The organism is Halomonas dongshanensis (genome assembly GCF_024790395.1).
GTDB lineage: Bacteria > Pseudomonadota > Gammaproteobacteria > Pseudomonadales > Halomonadaceae > Vreelandella > Vreelandella dongshanensis.
In genome coordinates, this window is sequence record NZ_JAJISC010000009.1 from 1 (window position 1) to 18,923 (window position 18,923).

Below are 18,923 nucleotides of genomic sequence, written 5' to 3' on the forward strand. Positions count from 1 at the left end.
TCTCGCCCAGGAGGGTGTCGAGCACTTGGGCCACGACACCGTCGTTGCCCAGGACGCCGTCGAGCAGGCCATCCCCTTCGCCCAGCAGGCCATCGAGGACGCCACCGTTACCCAACAGGCCACCCAGGAGTCCTTCGTCCCCCAGGATGCCGTCGAGCACGTTAGTGAGGAGATCGCCTTCCAGCGGGGCGTCACCAAGCAGGCCAGACAGCAGGCCGTTTTCACCCAGCACCGGTTGCAACAGGCTGCCGAGCAGGCCGGTGTCGCCCAACAGGTCGCCGTCGGTCAGGCCGCTCAGCAAGCCTTGCTCACCCAGTAGGGTATCGAGCAGATTGGCAACAATGCCATTCTCACCCAACAGTCCACCGAGCACCCCGTCGTCACCCAGTAGGTTGCCCAGCGGACTATTGGCTCCCAATACCCCCGCCAATAGACCATCGGGGCCCAGCAGATTGGCCAACAAATCTGTTTGTAGCTCGACATCTACGATGGCAGTAATAGAGAGTCCGGAAAGCAGACCATTTGGTCCCAAAATGGTAGAGAGCAGTTCGTCGACTAAACCATTCTCACCGAGGATGTCATTCTCTCCCAGGACGCCGTCGAGCAAGCCACCAGAGCCAAGCAGTTCATTAACCAATCCCGCAAGTAGCCCTTCTTGGCCCAAGAGGCCGTTCAACAGGTCAGCCTCATCCAGCAAACCACCTAAGGGGCCACCTTCGCCCAACAGGTTCGCAAGAAGACCTTCTTGACCCAGTAGTCCATCTAGAACGTCATTTACCACGTTGCCGTCGAGCACCGAGCCGCCCACCAAGGTAGTCAGCAGGCCGTTTTCACCTACAAGGCTATCAAGCAGTGAGCCCAACGGGCCGTCCGCGTCCAACAGGCCTTCGGTAAGTTGCCCTCCAAGGCCCTCTTCGCCTAACAGCTGTGTGAGAATGCCGTCAGTGCCCACCAACGAGCCAAGTAACTGATCAACTGCACCTCCTTCATTGAGTAGTCCAGGCAACAGTTCATTACCCAGCAACTGGCTCAAATCGAGACCCAGGCTATTGGTTAGGTTGGAAAGGCTGGTCTCAAGCGTGTCAATCAGATTACCCAAAGCGCCTTGGGAGCCAATGAGCAAGGCAAGCAAACCTGACTCATCCAGCAAGCCGTTCATAGCGCCGTTCTGCAGTAGACCGCTTAGCACACCCTCATTGTCGCCAAGAATGCCGGAGAGAAGACCACCAAGAATCCCCTCATCATCTAGTAGACCACCCAATAGATCGTTGAGTGCACCACCTTCGGCAAGAAGCCCACCTACCAAACCATCGTCATCTAGCAGAAGGCCTAACAAGCCATTATCGGCAAGTAGGTTTCCAACGAGGCCTTCGCTGGCCAGCAAGCCACCTACCAAGCCTTGGGGCGCCAAGGTATTGCCTATGAGGCTGCCGTCCCCCAGCAATGTTTCGAGCAGAGCATCCAATTGGCCATCTTCACCCACTAGATTTTCCAGCGTTCCACCCAATCCCAAACCAGCTAGTATTCCACCCAGCAAGCCATCTTGGAGAAGGTTAACGATAGCGTCAGTGGCATAGTCGACTTGCAGCCCGATTGCTTCGAAGATGGCTTGTGATAGCCCCTCTCCTAGCAACGGCCCGATAACTGGATCAAGAAGCGTGCCCAACTGAGTCGCAAGATCATCGACCAAGCTATCTAGCTCATCGAGACCATTAGGGTCGTCAGGGGTGAACTCGAAGCCCAGCAGCGGCCCGAAGGCATCATTGAGGCTATCTCTTAGCCCAGCGGTCGTGTCTACAAGATCGCTCAGCAAACCGTCTTGCAAGCCAAGCGTGGTCTCCAGATTACCAAGTAACGCACCAACAGCGACCTGAGCCGGATTTAGCAGGCCATCGCCGTCTGCATCAGCGTCGGCGTCGGCGTCGGCGTCGGCGTCGGCGTCGGCGTCGGCATCAGCGTCGGCATCCGCATCCGCATCCGCATCCGCATCCGAGTCAGCATCGGCGTCCGCATCAGCGTCGGCATCCGCATCCGCATCCGCATCCGCATCGGCGTCCGCATCAGCATCAGCATCGGCATCGGCATCGGCATCGGCATCGGCATCGGCATCAGCGTCAGCATCTCCTTCTTCTGGCACATCACTCAGAGATACGTTCGCGTTGATATCCGAGGATTTTTCTTCGTTGGTGACGGTATCGATGACGCTTACCGTGAAGCTATCCACTCCAGCGTTGCCAGCTTCTGCATCAGGGGTGTAGGTGTATGAACCGTCAACGTTCATGACTAACGTGCCAAACTCACCAACAACGGTTATTACGCCATCATTAGGTAAGAACTCATTGCCATTGAAAGTGACCGACCGGATTTCCAGGTTACCGGTCTCTCCACTAGCCGCCTCAACAATGAAGTTGCCTTCCGCAGAGGCTCCAATCGTGATCTCTTCGACTTGGATTAAGTCAGTAGCCGTGACCTCAAGATCACGGGTAAGAGCTACACCGACATTAATCAAGCTAGGATCAGGCACCAAAGTGGCGCGATATTCGCCCGCATCCAGGTTGTTGAGAGTTACCTGTGCAGATGTACCACCCAGACCCAGCAAGCTCAGTGAGAGCAAGCCTTCATCGAGGTTGTTGTCACTATTCTCAACGCGAACCCACTCACCGTTTTGAAGGGCCTCGACGATCAGCACATAGCTGCTCAGTACGCCAATTCCCAAAGTACCCGAAATATCGACGTTGAACGTGGTCTCGTTGGTATCTTCACTCAGGTCAAACTCGACCAGCGGATGATTACCGGAGCCAATATTCAGGTTGGCAAGTCCACCTAAAAGGTTGACGCCAAGCAGATCAAACTGGCTATCGCTATCCGTCTCCGGAGTTTCTTCGCGCTCAAGGCGAACTTCACGCTCAAGATTCGCCGCAATATCAATATCGACTAGATCGAAGTCGGCATCAGCGTCAGCATCGGCGTCCGCATCGGCATCGGTGTCAGCGTCAGCATCGGCGTCCGCGTCAGCATCCGCGTCTGCGTCCGCATCAGCATCAGCGTCGGCATCCGCATCCGCGTCAGCATCGGCGTCTGCGTCAGCATCGGCATCCGCGTCAGCATCTGCATCGGCGTCAGCATCGGCGTCAGCATCGGCGTCGGCATCTGCATCTGCATCTGCATCGGCGTCCGCATCTGCATCGGCGTCCGCATCAGCATCAGCATCGGCGTCCGCATCAGCATCAGCGTCGGCATCCGCATCCGCGTCAGCATCGGCGTCCGCATCAGCATCGGCATCCGCGTCAGCATCGGCGTCGGCATCCGCGTCGGCGTCGGCGTCGGCGTCGGCGTCGGCGTCGGCGTCGGCGTCTGCGTCTGCGTCTGCGTCTGCGTCTGCGTCAGCATCGGCATCCGCGTCAGCATCTGCATCCGCATCGGCGTCCGCATCGGCATCGGCATCGGCGTCAGCATCGGCGTCAGCATCGGCATCGGCATCGGCATCGGCATCGGCATCAGCATCGGCGTCAGCATCGGCGTCAGCATCGGCGTCAGCATCGGCGTCAGCATCGGCATCGGCGTCGGCGTCGGCGTCGGCATCTGCATCGGCGTCCGCATCAGCATCAGCGTCGGCATCTGCATCGGCGTCCGCATCCGCATCCGCGTCAGCATCGGCATCGGCATCGGCATCCGCGTCAGCATCTGCATCTGCATCGGCGTCCGCGTCGGCATCAGCATCTGCATCGGCGTCCGCATCAGCATCAGCATCGGCATCCACGTCAGCATCGGCGTCGGCATCCGCGTCGGCGTCGGCGTCTGCGTCTGCGTCGGCGTCGGCGTCGGCGTCGGCGTCGGCGTCGGCGTCAGCATCGGCATCCGCGTCAGCATCTGCATCCGCATCGGCGTCCGCATCGGCATCGGCATCGGCATCGGCATCGGCATCGGCATCGGCATCGGCGTCAGCATCGGCGTCCGCATCGGCATCGGCATCGGCATCGGCATCGGCGTCGGCATCTGCATCTGCATCTGCATCTGCATCGGCGTCCGCATCAGCATCAGCATCAGCGTCGGCATCAGCATCTGCATCGGCGTCCGCATCCGCATCCGCATCCGCGTCAGCATCGGCATCGGCATCGGCATCGGCATCGGCATCCGCGTCAGCATCTGCATCTGCATCTGCATCTGCATCTGCATCGGCGTCCGCATCGGCATCGGTATCGGCATCGGCGTCAGCATCTGCATCTGCATCGGCGTCCGCGTCGGCATCAGCATCGGCGTCCGCATCAGCATCAGCGTCGGCATCCGCATCCGCATCCGCGTCAGCATCGGCGTCCGCATCAGCATCGGCATCCGCGTCAGCATCGGCGTCGGCGTCGGCGTCGGCGTCAGCATCTGCATCGGCATCGGCATCGGCATCGGCATCGGCATCGGCGTCCGCATCGGCATCTGCATCGGCATCTGCATCGGCATCTGCATCGGCATCTGTATCTGCATCTGCATCTGCGTCAGCGTCAGCATCTGCATCTGCATCTGCATCTGCATCCGCATCAGCGTCGGCATCGGCATCTGCATCTGCATCTGCGTCAGCATCCGCATCCGCGTCGGCATCTGCATCTGCATCGGCGTCAGCATCTGCATCTGCATCTGCATCTGCATCTGCATCTGCATCTGCATTTCCATCATCAGGATCTTCTGGATCGACGGGCTCTTCTGGATCCACGGGTTCTTCTGGATCCACGGGTTCTTCTGGATCTACAGGCTCCTCCGGATCCACGGGCTCTTCTGGATCCACGGGTTCTTCTGGATCCACGGGTTCTTCTGGATCCACGGGCTCTTCTGGATCCACGGGCTCTTCTGGATCCACGGGTTCTTCTGGATCCACGGGTTCTTCTGGATCTACAGGCTCCTCTGGATCCACGGGCTCTTCTGGATCCACGGGCTCTTCTGGATCCACGGGTTCTTCTGGATCCACGGGCTCTTCTGGATCCACGGGTTCTTCTGGATCTACAGGCTCTTCCGGATCGACAGGCTCTTCTGGATCCGTAGGCTCAGCGTCAGGATCTTCATCATCATCGGGATCCGCTGGCTCAGCTTCGGGGTCTTCGCTATCGTCTGGTGGCGGTACGGGGGCGCCGTCGTTGGAAGAGGATGAATCAGCAGCGGCGATAGCGGCGCCGACTACGCCTAAGGCGCCTAAGGCGAAGACCCAGGGCGGTACGCCGCCTGCGGCGGCGGCACCGGTTTCTTCATTGATCTCGGCGAAGGCGAAGTGGGTCCAGGGCTCTTGGTATTGGCCCAGCCAGAGTACGCCGTTGGCGTCTTCGAGGATCAGCTCGCTGCGCTGGCCGTCAGCTTCGACGAAAAAGTCAGCGATAACGATCTGCTCGCCGTTGTTGAGTACGATGACGAGATCCATGCCGGACTGGCTGAAGGAGGCTATCTCTTCAGGGCCGACGGGGAGCTTCACAACGCTGGGTGACTGAAGGCTCACCTCACCCGTCCAAGGCTGTTCGGTCATGTTGCCATTAGCCTTGCCAGTGACCGCTATCATTTGACTATTCATGTTTCACCTGCTTCGTTCCAGAATTAAGCCCTTAAGCGCAGCTTGAGAGGATCCGCAACGATCATTACCTCCCCTTTCCCGGTATAACGGCTAAAAGAAGAGGCACTGTGTTGCGCCAGGGGATATCGATATGAAAAGCCCAGCGTCAGCCGAGCCTTTCGTTTCTTTTTACTTTTCTTTACTAAAACCACGCCCCATTAAGTTGGCGCATTAATCTTTTGTGCTTCGTTAGAACTGCTCGTATAGCGATACGTCGACGCGTCGATTAGGGGCCAAGCAGCTGATCAGCTGATTACCCGTGATACCGGAACACTCGACAATGGGATTGGCTTGACCACGACCTTCGTAACGCACCCAACTGCGATCGACCCCACCATTGATTAAAGCGGTTGCCACCGCTTCGGCGCGGCGTTCGGAAAGCTGCAAGTTATAGTTAGCTGCGCCAATCCGGTCGGAGTAACCCACGACGGTAACGGTGGGCGTCTGGAAGTTTTGGCGTACTTCAGAAGCGATCTGCTGAATGGCGCGCTGGCCTTCGCTGGAGATGGAAGCACTGTCAAAGCCAAAGAGCAGGTCTGCAGAAAGGGAGTACTCTTGCGGTACGGAGAGCTCACGATAGCGAGCTTCACACTGAGGGCGGCGCCACTGAACGTTAGCTACCGTATTTTGAGCGAAGGCAACACGGTACTGGCATACTAAATAGTCGCGCTCACCCAAGGGTAAATTTATATTAAACAGCCAGTTATCACTTTCTCTCGAGGAAGCCATATCGTTGGGGGCGCCTAGAAGCGCCTCTACCTCTGGCTTGGCAAGCTGGCCGCTTCCCTGCTCTACTCGGCGCAAATTTTCAATTGGCATGCGCACGCCATCGCGCAGGTAAGCTGGCCCTAGCTCTGCCAGTTCAGCACTAACATCGGTAAACTGCTGCGCTCCGGCTGGCGCCGTCCCCATTCCGAATAGCAGCACTACCCCGGCCAACGATAAAAACGCCTTGGGTTTCAATCGCATTCCCATGACCCGCCCCTTTACATGTAGATAGACGAACAAAAAGGTTGGCTAATATAGCCACACCTTTTTTTGATTTTTATTGCGCAGATATAAAAAGCATCTCAATCATTTGGCGCTAAAACGATTTAATATTTTATTATTTAACGCCTAACGATTAACGGCTATTAGATGCGCTATTAGGAGAAGATAAACAAAAATTAGAAATAAACAAGAGGCGTGTAACTTTTTTAAACTTAACGTTATCGAATATGAATATTAAAATAAAGCCAAAATAATTTAATTTAAAAACATATATAAAAATTTATTTAAATAAACAAAAAACAAATTTAATTAAAACGGCGTTATTTTATTTTGCGCAAAAAAAACCGCCAGCCGTAATACGGCTGGCGGTCTCAAACCATTTTAATATTAGAAATAAATCACATAACCAAATGGCTGATCTGCATCTTATTCATCAAGGGGTATAAAATGAACGCTCGTTTTAACGACGCTTAGGTTTGCGCATCGCTTGTACGGGACGGCGTTTGTGCTTATCGCGGCTCCAACGGTTCTTTTCATCGGGGGTGAGTTCGGGCACCTTGCGTGCTTCAAGACCGGCCAGAGTGGCGAGATCGTCGACCTCATCTTGAGAGAGCTCGACCCACTCACCGGCTTTGGCGCGCTTGTCGAGAAAGATGTTGCCGTAGCGTACGCGCTTCAAGCGGCTTACTGTCAGGCTCTGCGACTCCCACAGGCGACGCACTTCGCGGTTACGTCCTTCGAGAATGACCACGTGAAACCAAGTGTTGATGCCTTCGCCACCGAACTCCTGCACGTCGGTAAAGCGGGCCGGGCCATCTTCGAGCATGACGCCATCGACCATGGCGACGACGTGCTCGCGCTTCACTTCACCCATGACGCGCACGGCGTATTCGCGCTCCACTTGGGTCGAGGGGTGCATCAAGCGGTTGGCAAGTTCGCCGTCAGTGGTGAACAGCAGCAAGCCGCTGGTGTTGATGTCCAAACGGCCAATGGCGATCCAACGCTCACCTTTGAGACGCGGCAAGCGTTCGAAGACGGTACGCCGCCCTTCCGGGTCTTTACGCGTACATAGCTCGCCTTCGGGCTTGTTGTACATGATCACCCGGCGAGGTGACTCGTTCTCGGGGCGCAGCGTTATCGGGCGGTCGTCGACGCTGACCTTGTCACGCATCTCGACGCGGTCCCCAAGCTTGGCAACCTGACCGTTGACCTTGACGCGGCCATCGGAAATGGCGGTTTCCATTTCACGACGCGAGCCGAGACCGGCGCGGGCAAGCACTTTCTGCAGTTTTTCGCTGGTCGTCGCGGGGGTATTACTCTGATTCATGGTCGTCTGACCTCGTCTGTTCATCCGTCGTGCGCAAGCGTTGATGATGCTCGGCACGCGCCGCCAGTCGCGCTTCAAGATCGGCGAAGCTCAGCGGTGGGGTTAACGCCGTCTCGGCGTGTGGGTCGGCCGTTTCGGCCGCTGCGGGCTGCGCATCCTGCCCGCTTTCGGCGTCAACGTCCAGCGTTTTCGAGGCATCGTCCGTCGGCGCTTCGCTAGGGCCTTCATGAACGTCGTCAGTGCCATCGCCCCATTGAGCCAAGGTGTGCATGGGCGGTAAGGCGTCGAGCGTTTTGAGGCCGAAGTCGTCGAGGAAGCTGCGTGTCGTCGCATAAACGGCGGGGCGGCCGGGGACGTCGCGATGTCCGACCACGCGGATCCAGCTGCGTTCCATCAATGTGCGCATGATCGAGCTCGAGACGGTCACGCCGCGCACCTCTTCGATATCGCCCCGTGTTACGGGCTGGCGATAGGCAATCAGTGCCAAGGTTTCGAGCAGCGCTCGGGAGTAGCGCTGTGGGCGCTCGTCCCATAGCCGAGATACCCAGGGCGAAAGCCGTGGCCGAATGCGCAGTTGATAGCCCGAGGCGCTTTCGATGAGCTCGAGCGCCCCATCAGCATGGCGCTGGCTCAGGCGTTCGAGCACCTGACGCAGCTCCTTGCGACTCGGGCATTCGGCCTCAAGGAACAGCGTTTCCAGGCGCTCAAGGGCCAGCGGTTCGCCTGCGGCGAGCAGCGCCGCCTCGATGATGTCGTCAAGGGCGGTGGCGGTCATGCAGGCGTCTCCGGCGTGGGGCTATCGTCATCGGGTGTGGGGCGCTCGAAGGCATGCTCGAAAGGGCTTTCCGCATCGTCAGCATCGGTAGTGACGTCATCGTCGAAGGGAGTTTCTTCTTGCGAGGCGGCGCTGCGGGCGCGCACGTGGATCGGCGACAGCGGCGCATTCTGGACGATTTCGAGCATTGCTTCCTTGGCGAGCTCCAGAATGGCCATGAACGTCACGATGACGCCCGCCCGCCCCTCTTTCAGAGTGAACAGGGCCTCGAAAGGGGTATAGCGCTCGTGACTGAGCTGCTCCATGATCTTCAGCATGCGCTCGCGGGTGGAGAGCACTTCGCGACCGATTTGGTGCGCCTGCGTCAGCTCGGCGCGTTTGAGAATGTCGCTCAGCGCCCCCAGCAGCTCGTCGAGTTCAACATCGGGGTGGATGATGCGCGCCTCCAAGGGCGGTAGCCCCGCCTGAACGCTAAACCAATCGCGCCCCATGCGCGGCAGCGTATCCAGCGTCTCAGCGGCTTCCTTCAGGCGCTCGTACTCTTGCAGGCGGCGGATTAGCTCAGCGCGTGGATCCTCTTCGTCCTCCCCCTCGGCTTTGGGTGGGCGCGGCAGCAGCGTGCGCGATTTGATCTCCGCCAACATCGCCGCCATCAGCAGGTACTCGCCCGCCAGCTCGATCTCCATCGCCTTCATCAGCTCGACGTACTCGATGTACTGATGAGTAATCGCTGCGACGTTGATCGCCAGAATATCGAGGTTTTGGCGTCGAATCAGATAGAGCAGTAAGTCTAACGGCCCCTCGAAGGTTTCGAGAAAGACCCGCAGTGCATCGGGCGGAATGTAGAGATCATCGGGAAGCTGGGTGATCGGCTCGTCGAACAGACGCCCGAGCGCCTGCGCCGTGTCGGGCGCAAGCGTCACGCTATCGTCTTGGGGCAGCTCGGCCGAGTCAGGGGGTGGTGCGCTCACGCAGGGCAGCTTCCTTCAAAAGAGCCGTAAAATGACATGATCGACATAACGACAATCACGCCAGACAAAAACGTCAGTGTAACAAAGAGCGCCCAAGCGACGGCAGTACCGCGCCGCCATTCGCGCATTCAACCCGCCTCAGACGCTTTACGGTAGCGCCCCTGGTAGTCGAAGAGCTTGTCACGAATCTGAAAGTGCCGCCCTACCTTGCGCCCTACCACGAAGTCGGGATGGCGCAGCCGCGCGCGCTCGTTGATGACCTCTTCGGGCGTCGTCGGGCGCCAGGGAACGCCCGGTGCGCGCAGATGGCGGCGCAAGAAAGCGGCATAGAAAGCGCCGCGTTGGGCCGGGGTTTCAAGCGCAAACCATTCGCTCAGCGTCGCGCCGTCCTCATCGTGATAGGTGACTTTGAGCCGTGGCAGTCCACGCCCGTTCACCGTGGCCTCGAGCGCCATACCGCTGACTCGCAGCACGCGCGCGTCCTTGAGCTTGAGCGCCGCTTTGAGCTTGTCGTCAGCATCCACCAATACACGCTCACAGCCGTGGCAGCGCCGCGCGGCAATATCGTTTTCGGCACCGCACTGATCGCACACCTTGAAGCGAAAGCGGAAGTCGCACTGGCGCTGCTTGCCCTCTGGCGTTTCTACGAGCCCTTGACAGCGGCGGCCGTGATGCTCGATTACCAACTCGCCATCGCGCTTGCCCCAAAAGAGGTTGGCATGGCCACAGGCGGGGCACTCGACCTGCACCGGTTCGCTATCGCTGTCCGGTCGCGGCTCGCCCACTTCGGGGGCGTAGAGATCCCAAGGATTACCGGCGTAGTCGAGCACCAGGCAATCCTCCTTGCCGGGTGCCAGGCGCAGCCCGCGCCCAACGATCTGCTGGTAGAGACTGACCGATTCGGTCGGCCGCAAAATGGCGATAAGATCGACGTGCGGAGCGTCGAAGCCGGTCGTCAGTACGGCGACGTTGACCAGATACTTGAGCGACTGCGCCTTGAACGCCTCGATCAGCCGAGCGCGCTCGCGAGCAGGTGTGGCGCCGGTAATGAGCGCGGCCTCATTCGCGGGCAAATAGCCCATGATCTCGTCGGCGTGGGCCACGGTCGCGGCAAAGATCATCACGCCCCGGCGTGCAGCCGCCCGACCGACGATATCGGCGACGATCCCGGGTGTGGCCCGGTTGCCCGCCACGACGCGATCGAGCGCCGCTTCGCTAAAGCTGCCCCATCCCGCAGGCGCCAACATAGAGAAGTCGTACCCCTCGATGGCCATGTCCAGGCGCTTGGGCGGGGTGAGATAACCCTGCTTCACCATGCGTCTTAGCGGCTGCTCGAACACGCAGGTGCGAAAGAAGCTTCCGCTCTCGCCGCGCACCATGCCGTGGTGGTGCAGATGATAGATAAAGCCTTGCCCCAGTCGATGAGGCGTGGCGGTGAGGCCAAGCACCTTGAGGCTGGGGTTTTGCTTACGCAGGTGATCGATCACTTGGCGATAGCTGGCCTCTTTCTCTTGCGACACGCGATGGCACTCGTCGATGACCAGCAGGGTAAATCCGGCATCGTCGAAGCGATGAAGGTTACGCACTACCGACTGCACCGAGCCGAAGACCACCTGGCGTTCGGCCTCCTTGCGTTTGAGCCCGGCGCTGAAGATATCCGCGGTCAGGCCATAGGCCTGGTATTTGGCGTGGTTCTGTTCGACCAGCTCACGCACGTGCGCCAGCACCAGCACGCGCCCGCGCGCCAGACGCGCCAGTTCCGCAATCACCAGCGACTTGCCGCTGCCGGTGGGCAAAACCACCACGGCGGGGTCGCTCGAAGCACGAAAGTGGGTGATGACCCGAGCAACGGCTTCACGCTGATAGTCGCGCAGCACCACGCCGCCAGAACGCGAAGGCGGCCCGGAGGCCGCCTGTGAATGCAGTGACGAAGGCATGGGCTCAGACGCCATCAACCCACCCAAACGCGGGCGTTGCGGAAGAGGCGCAGCCAGGCGCCGTCTTCGGTCCACTCAGCCGGACGCCAGGAGTTGGTCACCGCACGGGTTACCCGCTCGGGGTGCGGCATCATGATCGTGACGCGACCGTCAGGCGTGGTCAGGCCGGTGATGCCCGAGGGCGAGCCGTTGGGGTTAGCGGGATAACGCGTGGTTACCTGACCATAGTTATCGATATAGCGCAGTGCGACCTGGCTGCTCGACTGCATGCTACGCAGGTGAGCCGTGTCACGGAACGCCGCGCGACCTTCGCCGTGGGCCACGGCGATCGGCAGGCGCGAGCCCTCCATCCCGGCAAGCAGAATCGACGGGCTCTTCTCGACCTGAACCATGGCCACCCGCGCCTCGAACTGCTCGGACTCGTTGCGCAAGAACTGCGGCCAGTTTTCAGCGCCAGGGATCAGCGACTTCAGCTGCGAGAGCATCTGGCAGCCGTTGCACACGCCAAGAGAGAAGCTATCGTCGCGGGCGAAGAACGCCGCGAACTGCTCGCGCGCGCGCTCGTTGAACAGTACCGACTTGGCCCAGCCGCCACCAGCGCCCAGTACGTCGCCGTAGGAGAAGCCGCCACAGGCGACCAGCCCCTTGAAGTCGTCAAGCGAGACGCGCCCTTCGAGGATGTCGCTCATGTGCACGTCGACGGCGTCGAAGTTGGCCTTGTCGAAGGCCCAAGCCATCTCCACCTGACCGTTGACGCCCTGCTCGCGCAGCACCGCCACGGCGGGCTTGGCCAGGTTGACGAAGGGGGCAGCCACGTCGTCATCGATGGCAAAGCTCGGCGTCGCCGAAAGGCCGGGGTCGCGTAGGTCGAGCAGGCCGTCGAATTCGCTCTTGGCGCACTCGGGGTTGTCGCGCAGCGCCTGCATCCGGTAGCTGGTCTCGGCCCAGGTGCGCTGGGTGAGCTGGCGGGTGGTTTCGAGCAGCGGCTCCTCGAAGAGCGTGACGCGAATCTGGTCGTCGTAGCGGGGTCTGGCGATCACGCCACAGGTCTCGATCCCGGCCATGGCGAACTGGGTGAGCACCTCTTCGGTGTCCGCGCGGTTGACCTGAATGACCGCGCCCAGCTCCTCGCTGAATAGCGCATTGACGGCGTCCACCGGCTGGTCGACCAGCCAGTCGAGCTTGATCTCGAGGCCGCAGTGCGCGGCGAAGGCCATCTCTAGAAGCGTGACGATCAGGCCGCCGTCGCTGCGGTCGTGGTAGGCCAAGAGCTTGCCGTCGCGGTTGAGCCCCTGAATGACTTCGAAGAACGCTTTCAGGTCTTCGGCGTCGTCGACGTCCGGGCAGTCGTCGCCCACCTGGCCGTATACCTGCGCCAGGGCCGAGCCGCCTAGGCGGTTTTTGCCGCCGCCCAAATCGATCAGCAAAAGATCCGACTCGTCCTGCTCCAGATTGATCTGCGGCGTTAGCGTCGCAAGCGCATCGGTGACCGGGGCAAAACCGGTGATCACCAACGACAGCGGCGAGGTCACGCTCTTCTCTTCATCGTCGCCTTCTGCGTTCGGCGCCTGCCAGGCGGTGCGCATGGACATCGAGTCCTTACCCACCGGAATGGCGATCCCCAGCTGCGGGCAGAGCTCCATTCCCACGGCGTGAACGGCATCGAACAGCGCCTGGTTCTCACCGGGGTGGTCGGCCGCACTCATCCAGTTGGCCGAGAGTTTGATGTCACCGAGCTTGGCAATGGGGGCGGCAGCAAGGTTGGTGATCGCTTCGGCCACTGCCAGGCGGGCGCTGGCGGCAGGGTCGATCAGCGCCACCGGCGGGCGCTCGCCCATGGCCATGGCTTCGCCTGCGTGAGTGTCGAAACTCGCCGTGGTCACGGCAACATCCGCTACCGGCACCTGCCAGGGGCCGACCATTTGGTCACGTGCGACTTGGCCGGTGATCGAACGATCGCCAATGGTGATCAAGAAGCTCTTGGACGCCACGGTAGGCAGACGCAGCACGCGGTCGAGCGCTTCGCGCAGATCGAGGTTGTCGAGCATGACACCGGAAAGCTCGACCTCGCGACGGCTGAATTCACGCTGCATCTTGGGCGGCTTACCGAACAGCACGCTCATCGGCAGATCGACCGGCTTACTCTCGAAGTGGCCATCACGCACTTCCAGGTGGTGCGCCTCCTGGGCTTCGCCCACTACCGCGTAGGGGCAGCGCTCGCGCTGACACAGGGCATCGAAGGTAGCCAGATCGTCGGGGGCCACGGCGAGTACGTAGCGCTCCTGGGCCTCGTTACACCAGATTTCGAGCGGGCTCATGCCCGGCTCGGCGTTGGGCACCGCGCGCAGATCGAAAAGTCCGCCGCGATTACCGTCCTTGACCAGCTCCGGCAAGGCATTGGAGAGCCCGCCGGCGCCAACGTCGTGAATGAAGCGAATCGGATTCTTGTCACCCAGCGCCCAGCAGCGGTCGATGACCTCCTGGGCGCGGCGCTCGATCTCGGGGTTTTCCCGCTGCACCGAGGCAAAGTCGAGATCGGCGCTGGAGACACCCGAGGCCATGCTCGACGCTGCACCGCCACCAAGGCCGATCAGCATCGCCGGGCCGCCTAGCACGATCAGCTTGCCGCCAACGGGGATATCCCCCTTCTGCACGTGCTGAGCGCGAATGTTGCCGTAGCCGCCGGCGATCATGATCGGCTTGTGGAAGCCGCGGCGCTCGATGCCGCCGTCGCTCAGGGTGTCCTGCTCATAGGTGCGGAAGTAGCCGGTGAGGTTGGGACGACCAAACTCGTTGTTGAACGCCGCTCCGCCAATCGGGCCGTCGAGCATGATCGCAAGCGCCGACTGCATGCGCTCGGGCTTGCCGTAGTCGAAGGCTTCCCAGGGCTGAACGAACTCAGGGATACGCAGGTTGGAGACGGTAAAGCCCGAAAGCCCGGCCTTGGGCTTGCCGCCGATGCCGGTGGCGCCCTCGTCGCGAATCTCACCGCCGGAGCCGGTCGCCGCCCCCGGGAACGGCGCGATGGCCGTGGGGTGATTGTGCGTTTCCACCTTCATCAGAATGTGAATGGGCTCTTGATGCGCACCGTACTGCGCGCGCTCCCCTTCGGCGCCGGTTAGCGGCGTGGGGTAGAAGCGCCCGGCGTAAGAGCCCTTGATGACGGCGGCGTTATCGCTATAGGCCGAGAGGATGTTGTCCGGCGACGACGCGAAGGTGTTCTTGATCATCTTGAACAGCGAGTGAGTCTGCGCCTGCCCATCGATGACCCAGTCGGCGTTGAAGATCTTGTGGCGGCAGTGCTCGGAGTTCGCCTGGGCAAACATCATCAATTCAACGTCGGTCGGGTTGCGCCCAAGCTCCTCGAAGGCCGTCTGTAGGTAGTCGATTTCGTCCTCGGCCAGCGCCAGCCCCAGCTCGCGGTTGGCCGTTTCAAGCGCGGCGCGCCCACCTTCGAGTACGTCGACGCTGCCAAGCGGCGCCGGGTCGAGGTGAGAGAACAGCCGCGCGGCTTCGGCGCTCTCCTGGAGCACCGTCTCGGTCATGCGGTCGTGGAGCAGTGCAGCCAGCGAATCGAAGGCGTCATCGCTGGGCTGGGCACTGAAGCTTACGCGGTAGTCGATGCCACGCTCGATGCGCGCCACCTGAGCAAGGCCACAGTTATGGGCAATGTCGGTAGCCTTGGAGGACCAGGGCGACTGCGTTCCTAGGCGCGGCACCACCAAAAAGCGCGCCGCCTCGTCCAGCACGTCGCTTTCGGCTTGAACGCCGTAGTCCAGAAGCTCACTCAGGCGCGTGCGAGCGGCATCGTCCAGCGCGTCGCGGTGATCGATGAAGTGAACGTAGTGGGCAGAGAGCGCCTCCACCTCGGGAACACGTCCACGCAGCACCGATAACAGCCGAGCGTGACGAAAGGCAGAAAGGGCGGGCGCGCCTCGCAGTTCGAGCATATCCTGAAGCCTCTAGAGCAGGGAGAATTCGAGCGGGAAAACATCGGGCCGCAGCGCGGCAGTGCGCCTATGATACTGGAAAGCGGCGGCCACACGAAATCGACGCGCGCATCGACAAGATGACAGCTTCGCCGGGGATGGGTATCTTGGCGGCTTGTTTTCGGCCAAACGTCTCCTATGCCGCTACTGATCGACCGTCATTTTTCCATCTACTGGAAAGCCTACGTGCTGCTCGTGACCGCGACGCTGCTTACGCTGATTCCGCGCTTTCCCCTCGTCCCCGACGGCGAGCATCTGTCGCACGTGCTCGCCAAGGACTACCTAACGGTGCACACCCGCACGACCCCAACGACCTACTACGAAGGCAGCCAAGGTCCTACTGGCTTCGAGTACGAGCTGGTGCGGCGCTTCGCCGATCACCTAGGGGTGAGCCTCAACCTCAATGCCGACCACGACGCCGATGGCATCCTGCCCGCCGTCAGCGAGCAGGGAGATCTCGGTGCGGCAGCGCTGCCGCTGATTCCCGACACCCCTGGCGTGCACTACACCCGCCCGATTTTCGAAATGCAGCCGCTGGTGGTCTACCGCCGTGGGCTACACGGCATCAACGCCCCCAGCGACCTGGTTGGGCTCAAGATCGGCACGCTCAGCCACGAGGGCACCCAGGCAGCGCTTGCCGAGCTCCAGCAGCACTACCCTACGCTCAGTTGGACGGCAGAGGCCAATAGCGACGTGGCCGAGCTTCTGGCGCGTATCGAAAACGAGCAGCTCGATGCGGCGGTGATCTTCGATCATCAGTTCCGCCTAAACCGCTTGTTCTTTACCAACGTCGAGCGCGGCTTCTCGCTCGGAGATCCACTATCGATGGTGTGGGCCGTCCCGAGCGGCCGCGGGCTTGGGTTACTCGACGCTGCCAACCGCTTCCTTGCCGAACTCGACGAAAGCGGCGAACTCGAACACTTGATCGCTCGCTACTTCGGCCACGACGACTACCTCGAGTACGTCGGCACGCGCACCTTTTTGACTCACCTCGACGAGCGCCTGCCGCGCTTTACCGACTACTTCAAGCAGGCCGCCCGCGATACCGGCTTCGATTGGAAGCTGCTGGCCGCCGTGGGCTATCAGGAGTCGCACTGGGACCCCGGTGCCGTCTCGCCTACCGGGGTGCGCGGCTTGATGATGCTGACTCACCCCACCGCCAGCGAGATGGGGATCGAAAACCGCCGCGACCCGGCCCAGAGCATCGACGGCGGCGCGCGCTACCTGCGCAGCCTCAAAGACCGCCTGCCCGACAGCATCAGCGGCGACGACCGTCTCTACATGGCCATGGCCGCCTACAACGTCGGTCTTGGGCACCTTTACGACGCCCGGCGCATTGCCGAGCTGCGCGGCACCGACCCCAACCGCTGGGAGAACGTTCGCGACGCCCTGCCGCTGTTGCAGCAGCGCGAATGGCACAGCCGCACGCGCCACGGCTATGCCCGGGGCGGCGAGCCGGTCATCTACGTGCGCAACATCCGCCGCTACTACGAAATGCTCGACTACGTCGAGCGCAGCCGCCAGCAGTTCTTCCAGCTCGAACGGCGTGGCCTCGCCGCCGCCAATGCGCCCTGAATTCTCTCATCTCAATGCATTGATACACTCAGCACTCATGGTCTAAAGGGCTACACTGCCAGGGTCATCGCCGATTCCCTGGAGCCTTGCATGAAGCGACGTGTCCCCTGGCGTTTTCTCACCACCGCTGGCTGCGCCTTTGCCATCGCCGCTGGTTTTTCCCCCTTGGTGCAGGCGCTATCGCTTTTTGAGGGCGAGCCAGTGACCGCCGTGGCGGTGGCCGACCGCGGTGAGCTGGCCCTCGAGGCGGGTGATCTTCACTACCGACCTTGGGCAAGCGAGCAGCTTTCTGGGCAGGCCGGCGTGGTGCTACACGTGGCCGGGAGACTATCGGCCAAGGACCTGAACGCGCGTCTCATCGAGGCGCTCGACGCAACCGACCTGCCCGAGACGCGCTACCGCACCACCACCATCGTCAATACCGACGACGCCGTTTTCGGCAGCGCCATGTTCGTGCGCCGCAGCGTCGAAAGCAGTAAGCGCGATGCCCCTGAGGCCCACTTCGTGGTCGATGATCAGGGCGCCGTACGTCGCGCCTGGGGGCTCAACGCTGGCAGCTCGGCGGTGGTGGTTCACGACGCCGCAGGTCAGGTGCGTTTTGCCAAGGATGGCGCTCTAACGCTAGGCGAGGTACAACACGTCATGGCCTTGCTCGAATCGCTCACGCAAGCCCAGCCGCCAAGTCAATGACGACATTGACATTTGTGCGTTCACTGCCGATGTTGAAGAGGTCAGCGCCCACACAATACTGGCGCCGAAATCGCGCTACGATAGGAAACCGGGGACAGCCTCTTGAGCAATGCCAATGCCACATCGCGCTCCTTAGTGAGCACTTCAGCACGTCCGTCACCCGCTTCCTCGCGCCAGCCACTGGACGTTCAACCGCTGCTCGCAGCGCTCGAACAGCGCCTGGGGTACTGGCTGCCTGCCGGGCATGAGAGCGACCGCGTGTGCAGCGCCATGCGCGAAGGCGTGCTGGCGCCCGGCAAGCGGGTAAGGCCGCTACTTCTTCTGCTCGTGGCGCGCGATGTGGATGCGGGCGATGCGGCCGACCCGCTTGGCCTGCTCGATTTTGCCTGCGCGGTAGAGATGATCCACGCCGCCTCCTTGATGCTCGACGACTTGCCCTGCATGGACGATGCAGCCCTGCGCCGAGGACGCCCAACCAGCCACCGCCAATTCGGTGAGGACGTCGCCATTCTGGCCGCCGTTGCTCTGGTAAGCCGCGCCTTTGGCGTCGTCGCCCAGGCCCACGGACTATCGAGTGAGTGCCGTACCCAAGCGGCAGCGAGCCTATCCTGCGCGGTGGGCCTGCAAGGCTTGGTACAGGGGCAGTTTCGTGATCTGCGCTACGGTAAAGGCGCGCGCAGCGCAGAGGCAATCACTGCCACTAACGAGCTCAAGACCAGCGTACTCTTCGACGCCGCGCTACAAATGGCGGCCTTCGCCACCGGCGCAGACGCCGCTGCTCGTCAAGCACTGGCCCGCTTCGCCCGCGACCTCGGCCAGGCGTTTCAGTTGCTCGACGACCTGTCCGACGGCGCAGAGGGCACCGGCAAGGACGCCCATCAGGATGCAGATAAATCGACCCTAATCGCCACACTCGGTGCCTGCACCGTACGTAACCGCCTGCACGCCCACCTGCAAAGTGCCGAACGCCACCTTGCCAAGGCGTGCCCCCATGGCGACGATACGCGTTTCTTCGTGCGCGCCTTTTTCGACCGCCAACTCGCCCGGCTAAGCTGAGCGTTCGAACACGCTTCTCGGCAGATATA

The 18,923-nt window shown here is 61.1% G+C and carries 10 protein-coding genes; 3 read left to right on the forward strand and 7 right to left on the reverse strand.

Features of this window, described 5'->3' with window-relative positions:
• The 7 genes from LLY24_RS16500 to purL form a co-directional block, all read right to left on the reverse strand.
• A partial coding sequence (locus tag LLY24_RS16500; RefSeq protein ID WP_259037407.1) for a BapA/Bap/LapF family prefix-like domain-containing protein occupies nucleotides 1-5,500 on the reverse strand: 5,500 nt, incomplete at its 3' end.
• Between the two features lie 273 nt (nucleotides 5,501-5,773).
• On the reverse strand, nucleotides 5,774-6,559 hold the full coding sequence (locus LLY24_RS16505) for an OmpA family protein (protein WP_259037408.1): 786 nt from the start codon (nucleotides 6,557-6,559) through the stop codon (nucleotides 5,774-5,776).
• A gap of 475 nt (nucleotides 6,560-7,034) precedes the next feature.
• Nucleotides 7,035-7,901: a 23S rRNA pseudouridine(2605) synthase RluB gene (gene rluB / locus LLY24_RS16510; RefSeq protein WP_259037409.1), complete on the reverse strand. Its 867-nt coding sequence runs from the start codon at nucleotides 7,899-7,901 to the stop codon at nucleotides 7,035-7,037.
• A complete protein-coding gene (scpB, locus tag LLY24_RS16515) occupies nucleotides 7,888-8,676 on the reverse strand; it encodes an SMC-Scp complex subunit ScpB (protein WP_259037410.1) in 789 nt (262 codons plus the stop codon). Before scpB ends, rluB begins: the two co-directional genes overlap by 14 nt.
• Nucleotides 8,673-9,617, reverse strand: a complete 945-nt coding sequence (locus LLY24_RS16520) for a segregation and condensation protein A (protein WP_259037577.1) — start codon at nucleotides 9,615-9,617, stop codon at nucleotides 8,673-8,675. Before LLY24_RS16520 ends, scpB begins: the two co-directional genes overlap by 4 nt.
• Nucleotides 9,618-9,775: 158 nt before the next feature.
• Nucleotides 9,776-11,584, reverse strand: a complete 1,809-nt coding sequence (radD, locus tag LLY24_RS16525) for a DNA repair helicase RadD (RefSeq protein WP_259037411.1) — start codon at nucleotides 11,582-11,584, stop codon at nucleotides 9,776-9,778.
• A gap of 14 nt (nucleotides 11,585-11,598) precedes the next feature.
• Nucleotides 11,599-15,534, reverse strand: coding sequence for a phosphoribosylformylglycinamidine synthase (gene purL, locus LLY24_RS16530; protein WP_259037412.1), 3,936 nt, complete (start codon nucleotides 15,532-15,534; stop codon nucleotides 11,599-11,601).
• A gap of 177 nt (nucleotides 15,535-15,711) precedes the next feature.
• On the opposite strand from purL, the gene mltF reads away from it, so the two are divergent.
• From mltF to LLY24_RS16545, 3 genes are all read left to right on the forward strand, one after another.
• The gene (mltF, locus tag LLY24_RS16535) at nucleotides 15,712-17,148 is read left to right on the forward strand and encodes a membrane-bound lytic murein transglycosylase MltF (protein ID WP_259037413.1); all 1,437 of its coding nucleotides are present in this window, start codon (nucleotides 15,712-15,714) and stop codon (nucleotides 17,146-17,148) included.
• Between the two features lie 90 nt (nucleotides 17,149-17,238).
• Nucleotides 17,239-17,838 carry a YtfJ family protein gene (locus LLY24_RS16540; RefSeq protein WP_259037414.1) on the forward strand — a complete coding sequence of 200 codons (600 nt, stop codon included), beginning with the start codon at nucleotides 17,239-17,241 and terminating at the stop codon, nucleotides 17,836-17,838.
• A 135-nt stretch (nucleotides 17,839-17,973) separates the two neighbouring features.
• The gene (locus LLY24_RS16545; protein ID WP_259037415.1) at nucleotides 17,974-18,894 is read left to right on the forward strand and encodes a polyprenyl synthetase family protein; all 921 of its coding nucleotides are present in this window, start codon (nucleotides 17,974-17,976) and stop codon (nucleotides 18,892-18,894) included.
• The last annotated feature ends 29 nt before the right edge of the window (nucleotides 18,895-18,923 follow it).